4 protein-coding genes are annotated in these 5,831 nt (G+C 71.3%); 3 read left to right on the top strand and 1 reads right to left on the bottom strand.

Annotated features, from left to right (window positions below; all coding sequences use genetic code 11):
* Positions 1–156: 156 nt before the first annotated feature.
* The gene (locus tag AOK03_RS38410; RefSeq protein ID WP_055569991.1) at positions 157–1,476 is read right to left on the bottom strand and encodes an SGNH/GDSL hydrolase family protein; all 1,320 of its coding nucleotides are present in this window, start codon (positions 1,474–1,476) and stop codon (positions 157–159) included.
* A 502-nt stretch (positions 1,477–1,978) separates the two neighbouring features.
* Between AOK03_RS38410 and AOK03_RS38415 the strand changes: the two genes are divergently transcribed.
* From AOK03_RS38415 to AOK03_RS38425, 3 genes are all read left to right on the top strand, one after another.
* Positions 1,979–3,190 carry a DUF445 domain-containing protein gene (locus AOK03_RS38415; RefSeq protein WP_244177927.1) on the top strand — a complete coding sequence of 404 codons (1,212 nt, stop codon included), beginning with the start codon at positions 1,979–1,981 and terminating at the stop codon, positions 3,188–3,190.
* A 153-nt stretch (positions 3,191–3,343) separates the two neighbouring features.
* Positions 3,344–4,828, top strand: coding sequence for an MFS transporter (locus tag AOK03_RS38420; protein ID WP_055569992.1), 1,485 nt, complete (start codon positions 3,344–3,346; stop codon positions 4,826–4,828).
* A 99-nt stretch (positions 4,829–4,927) separates the two neighbouring features.
* A partial coding sequence (locus AOK03_RS38425) for a GlxA family transcriptional regulator (RefSeq protein ID WP_055569994.1) occupies positions 4,928–5,831 on the top strand: 904 nt, incomplete at its 3' end.

Raw genomic sequence — 5,831 nt, forward strand, 5'->3', positions numbered from 1 at the left:
AAACCCCCGGGTAGGCCGAGCTACACGGTCTGGCGGCACGACGGCTACCCCAGGGGCGCGGGGAACTGCGCGACCAGCCACCCACGACCCGCAGGGAACCTCCAGGCCCCAGGCCCCCAGGCCCCCAGGCCCCACCAGGCGCCCCGCCAGGAGAGATCAGAGCTCGGCCGCAGCCGAGCCCTTGAGGTGCGAGAGGTTGAACGTCTCGGCCATCCGCCGGAACCCCGCATCGGACGGATGCAGATGATCCCCCGAGTCATACCGCCCCGTGAGCTTCCGCGGATCATAGGGATCCCGCAGCGCCCGATCGAAGTCGACGAACTCGTCGAACACCCGCCCCGACCGGATCTCCTCGTTCACGGCCTGCCGCACGCCCTCCAGAGCGGGCGCATACCCCCGGTGCCCCCCGAACGGCATCAGCGTCGCACCGACCACCCGCAGCCCGCGCGTATGCGCCTGCCGGGTCAGCTCGCGCAGCCCCTCGACGATGCGGTCCGGATCGTTCTGGTGCGGGTTGCGCAGGATGTCGTTGACGCCGAGGGCGATCACGACGGCCTTGACCCCGGTGCGGCCCAGTACGTCCCGGTCGAAGCGGGAGAGCCCGCTGGGGTTGATGGCGGGGTTGCCGAGGCCGTCGGAGAGGATGCGGTTGCCGCTGATGCCCTGGTTCACGACGCCGTAGCGCGGCGCGCCCGACTCGTTCCGCAGCCGGTCGGCGAGGACGTCGGTCCACCGCCGGTTGGCGCCCATCGTGGACGAGATGCCGTCGGTGATGGAGTCGCCGAAGACGACGACGGTCCCGTCGGTCTCGTTGCTCAGTACGTCCACCGCGGAGAGGTAGCGCCAGTACGGGCTCTGCTCGGTGTACGCGTCGCCGAGCTGGTCCTCGGTGCGGTCACCCTCGGCGACGTAACTGATCTGCCGCGCGTGGGGGTGGTAGGTGACGGGACCCGACGGGGTCGGCGAGTACGTCGTGACCAGCAGGTCCGCGTCGTGCGGCACCCGAACCCTGGCCGCGTCGCTCATGACCTGCTGGCCCGGCGGGATCACCACGGACGTGTTGCCGTTGAAGGTGAGCCTGCGCAGCGTGCCGGCCGCGGCGGCCGGGTTGTTCGACGCGGAGGCCAGCGCGATCGAGGCGTGCGTGATGCTGAGCGGCGTCGTGCCGTACAGGTTCGAAAGGGTGATGCGGGCGCTGCTGCCGCCGACGCTCGTGTGCACGACGTTGCGGATGGAGCGGCCGGCGAACCCCTTCTGCTCCGTGCCCGGTTCGGACCCCGCGGGCGAGGCCGACCAGGAGCCGACCCAGACGCCGGAGGAGGCGGGTGCGGCGGAGCTGCGGGGGCCACGGGGGCCCGCGCTGATGTCCTGTGAGCCGCCGTCCGTGCCGGTGACCCCGACGTATATGGCGGCAGAAATCACCACTATGACCGCGAGAACCGCGGCGAGAAGGGCATAACCGTGTCGCTTGGTCATGCGGGCTCTTTCTCCTCGGGCAGGGGGAGCCCCGAGGCTCCGGTGTGATCACCCCATGATGCGGCATGGGCCGTGAGGCGGCCGACACTGCCCCCCTCCGTCCCATGAGACGCCGGGAACTTGTCGTCCGTTCCAGGAGTAGGTCAGGAAGGGGCGTAGAACACAGGTCGTGGGGACAATCGGGACACAGGACAGGGGAACAGTGCGGACGAGGACGATGCGAACGGGCCAGGTGGAGTGAGTGGATCGCGCAAATGCGGAGGAATCGGCCGAGGTGCACGGCGAGCAGCATGCCCGCGGAGACCGCTCTTCAAGCCGCACTCGAGCGGGAGCCGATGACGCCGCCCTCGGGGCGCCCGGCTCCACGAATGGCCTAAAGGGTGCGGTGGAGGACGCCTCTGCCACCGTGAAGAACGCCTCCACCCCGGTCGAGGACACCCCCGCGCCCGGCGGATTCACCTACAGCCCCGCCGACGAGGAGAAGCGCCGCGGCGTCCGCCGCATGAAGATCACGGCGACGGGCCTCCTCGTCTTCGTCGCCGTCGTCTACGTACTCGCGAAGTGGGCGCAGCACTCCGGCGCGGGCCCCTGGGCGGGTTACGTGGCCGCGGCCGCCGAGGCGGGCATGGTCGGCGCGCTCGCCGACTGGTTCGCGGTCACCGCGCTCTTCCGCCACCCCCTCGGCCTGCCCATCCCGCACACGGCGATCATCCCGAACAAGAAGGACCAGCTGGGCGCCTCCCTGGGCGACTTCGTGGGGGAGAACTTCCTCTCCGCCGATGTCGTACGAGGCCGTCTGCACGCCGTCGGCATCGGCAGCCGACTGGGCACCTGGCTCGCCGAGCCCGCGCACGCCGACCGGGTGACCGCCGAGCTCGCCACGGCCCTGCGCGGCGCCCTGACCGTCCTGCGCGACTCGGACGTGCAGGCCGTCGTCGGCGAGGCCATCACGCGCCGCGCCGACGCCCAGGAGATCGCCCCCGGCATGGGAAAGATGCTGGAGAAGGTCGTGGCGGACGGCGGCCACAAGCGCGTCGTCGACCTGGTGTGCGTCCGCGCGCACGACTGGCTCGTGGAGCACGCCGACTCGGTGATGGACGCGGTGCAGGGCGGGGCGCCCGGCTGGACCCCGCGGTTCGTCGACAAGAGGGTCGGCGAGCGGGTGTACAAGGAGCTGCTCCGCTTCGTCACCGAGATGCGGGACATGCCGGAGCACCCCGCGCGGGGCGCCGTCGACCGCTTCCTCGCCGACTTCGCGGGCGACCTCCAGTCCGACACGGACACCCGGGAGCGCGTGGAGCGCCTGAAGCGGGAGATCCTCGGGCGCGGCGAGGTGCAGGACCTGATCGCCTCCACCTGGTCGGCCGTGCGGCAGATGATCGTGGCCGCCGCCGAGGACGAGCGCAGCGAGCTGCGCCTGCGCGTGCGGGCCTCGCTGCTGTCGCTCGGCGCGCGGATGGCGACGGACGGGCGGCTCCAGCAGAAGGTGGACGGCTGGGTGGAGGGCGCGGCGGTGTACGTGGTGACGACGTACCGCGACGAGATCACCTCGCTCATCACCGACACCGTGGCCGGCTGGGACGCCGAGCACACCTCGAAGAAGATCGAGGCGCACATCGGCCGTGACCTGCAGTTCATCCGGATCAACGGCACGGTGGTGGGCTCCCTGGCGGGGCTGGCGATCTATACGGTGTCGCGGCTGCTGGGGGCGTAGCCGCGCTCCGGCGCGCGTGGCGGCCGGTTGGCTGGGCACTCTGGAGGGGCCCCTCGACGTCGAGGGAGCCGTCGCCCGTGCGCAGCGGTGCGGGGAGCGCAGTGCGGGAACCCCTGCCCGGCGACGTGGCTGCAGCGGAAGGAGCCGCCCGCCATGACCGCGTCGCCCACGCCGTCCCCCGAGACCGGCCGGGACCCGGGGAACAACACCGTCACCACCGCGGTCCCCGCCCGCCTGGACCGGCTGCCCTGGTCCCGCTGGCACTGGATGATCGTGATCGGTCTCGGCACGGTCTGGATCCTGGACGGTCTCGAGGTCACCACCGTCGGCAACATCGCGAGCCGCCTCTCCGAGGACGGCAGCGGCCTGACGATCACCTCCGCCCAGGTCACGGGCGTCGCGGCGGCCCTCTACGTCGCGGGGGCCTGCGTCGGTGCGCTCTTCTTCGGCCGGCTGACCGACAAGTACGGCCGCAAGAAGCTCTTCATGGTCACCCTCGCGGTCTACCTCGGCGCCACCGCCCTCACGGCGCTCTCCTTCGACGCCTGGTGGTTCTTCCTCTTCCGCTTCCTGACGGGTTTCGGCATCGGCGGTGAGTACGCGGCCATCAACTCCGCCATCGACGAGCTGATCCCGTCCGAGTACCGCGGCCGCGTCGACCTGATCATCAACGGCAGCTACTGGCTGGGCGCGATCGGCGGCTCGCTGCTCTCGGTCCTCATGCTCAACACGAGCATCTTCCCCAAGGACCTGGGCTGGCGGCTCACCTTCGCCCTCGGCGTCGTCCTCGGCCTGGTGATCCTGCTCGTACGCCGCCACGTCCCGGAGAGCCCGCGCTGGCAGTTCATCCACGGCCACGGGGAGGCTGCGGAGCGGCTCGTCTCGTCGGTGGAACGGGAGATCGAGGAGGAGAAGGGCGAACGCCTGCCGCCGCCCGACCGCGAGATCACCATCCACCAGCGCAAGAGCATCGGCTTCGGCCTCATCGCGAAGACGGTCTTCCGCGAGTACCCCAAGCGCTCGGTGCTCGGCCTGTCCCTCTTCATCGGCCAGGCGTTCCTCTACAACGCGATCACCTTCGGCTTCGGCGCGATCCTGACCACGTTCTTCGACGTCCCGTCCGGCAGTACGGGCTACTACTTCGCCGTCATCGCGGCCGGCAACTTCCTCGGCCCGCTCTTCCTCGGCAAGCTCTTCGACACGGTCGGCCGCCGGATCATGATCTCGTCGACGTACCTCCTCTCCGGCGTCCTGCTCTTCGCCACGGCCTGGCTCTTCGGCCGCGGCTCGCTGACCGCGACGACGCTCACGGCCTGCTGGTGCGTGGTCCTGTTCTTCGCGTCGGCGGGCGCGAGCAGCGCGTATCTGACGGTGTCGGAGATCTTCCCCATGGAGACGCGCGCCATGGCCATCGCCTTCTTCTACGCCATCGGCACGGCGGCGGGCGGCATCAGCGGCCCGCTGATCTTCGCCGACCTGACGGAGTCGGGCGTGGTCGGCGACACGGTCCTGGCGTTCCGGATCGGCGCGGGCCTGATGTGCGCGGCGGGCCTGGTGGCGGCGGCGCTCGCGGTGAACGCGGAGCGGAGGTCGCTGGAGGACATCGCGACGCCGCTGTCGGCGGCGGCGACGAAGTGAGGGTGTGAGGGTGTGAGGGTGTGAGATAGGGATGTGCGAACACGAACAGAGAAGCGGATCCACCGGGTGGCGGTGCTCGTGCGGGACGGTGTGCTGCCGATGGAACTGGGCCTGGTGCACCAGTTGTTCGGCGGCGCGCGAGGACCCTCGGGGGAGCGGCTGTACGAGGTGCGGACGTGCGCGGTGCCGGGCCCCGGCACGATCCGCACGGACGCGGACTTCCCCATCGGCGCGCCGCACGGCCCCGAGGCGCTGGCCGAGGCGGACACGGTGGTCGTGCCCGCCTCGCACGAGGAGGACGAGTCGCTGACCCCGGGCGGCCTGTCGGCGCCACTGGCACGGGCCCTGGACTCGGCAGCGCACGTCCGCCTCGCCTCGATCTGCACGGGGGCGTTCGTGCTGGCGGCGGCGGGCCTGCTGGACGGCCGCAGGGCGACGACGCACTGGCTGTCGACGGATCTGTTCGCCCGTACGTTCCCTTCGGTGACGGTCGACCCCGACGTCCTGTACGTGGACGAGGGCCGCATCCTCACCTCGGCGGGGGAGGCGGCGGGAGTGGACCTGTGCCTGCACCTGATCCGCGAGGACCACGGGGCGGCGATGGCGGCGGACGTGGCACGCCGCACGGTGGTGCCGCCGCACCGGGAGGGCGGCCAGGCGCAGTACATCCAACGCCCGGTCCCCGTGCGGGAGTCGACGTCGACGGGCGCGGCGCGCGCGTGGGCGCAGGACCACCTCCACGACCCCCTGACGCTGGGCGAGCTGGCCGCCCGGGCATCGATGAGCGTACGTACGTTCAACCGCCGCTTCAGACAGGAGACGGGCCTGACACCGATGCAGTGGCTGACGCAGCGCAGGGTGGACCGCGCGCGGGAGCTGCTGGAGTCGACGGACCACACGGTGGACCGCATCGCGGCGGAGGCGGGCTTCGGCACGGGGGCATCGCTGAGGCAGCACTTCGTGCTGGGGGTGGGGGTGTCGCCTGGGGCGTACAGAAGAACGT

This window comes from Streptomyces atriruber (assembly GCF_001418325.1).
In the GTDB taxonomy this organism is placed as follows: Bacteria; Actinomycetota; Actinomycetes; order Streptomycetales; family Streptomycetaceae; genus Streptomyces; species Streptomyces atriruber.

Coding starts and splice junctions, on each gene's coding strand:
- AOK03_RS38410 (WP_055569991.1), bottom strand. CDS start 1,476: ATGACCAAGCGACACGGTTATGCCCTTCTCGCCGCGGTTCTCGCGGTC.
- AOK03_RS38415 (WP_244177927.1), top strand. CDS start 1,979: ATGAAGATCACGGCGACGGGCCTCCTCGTCTTCGTCGCCGTCGTCTAC.
- AOK03_RS38420 (WP_055569992.1), top strand. CDS start 3,344: ATGACCGCGTCGCCCACGCCGTCCCCCGAGACCGGCCGGGACCCGGGG.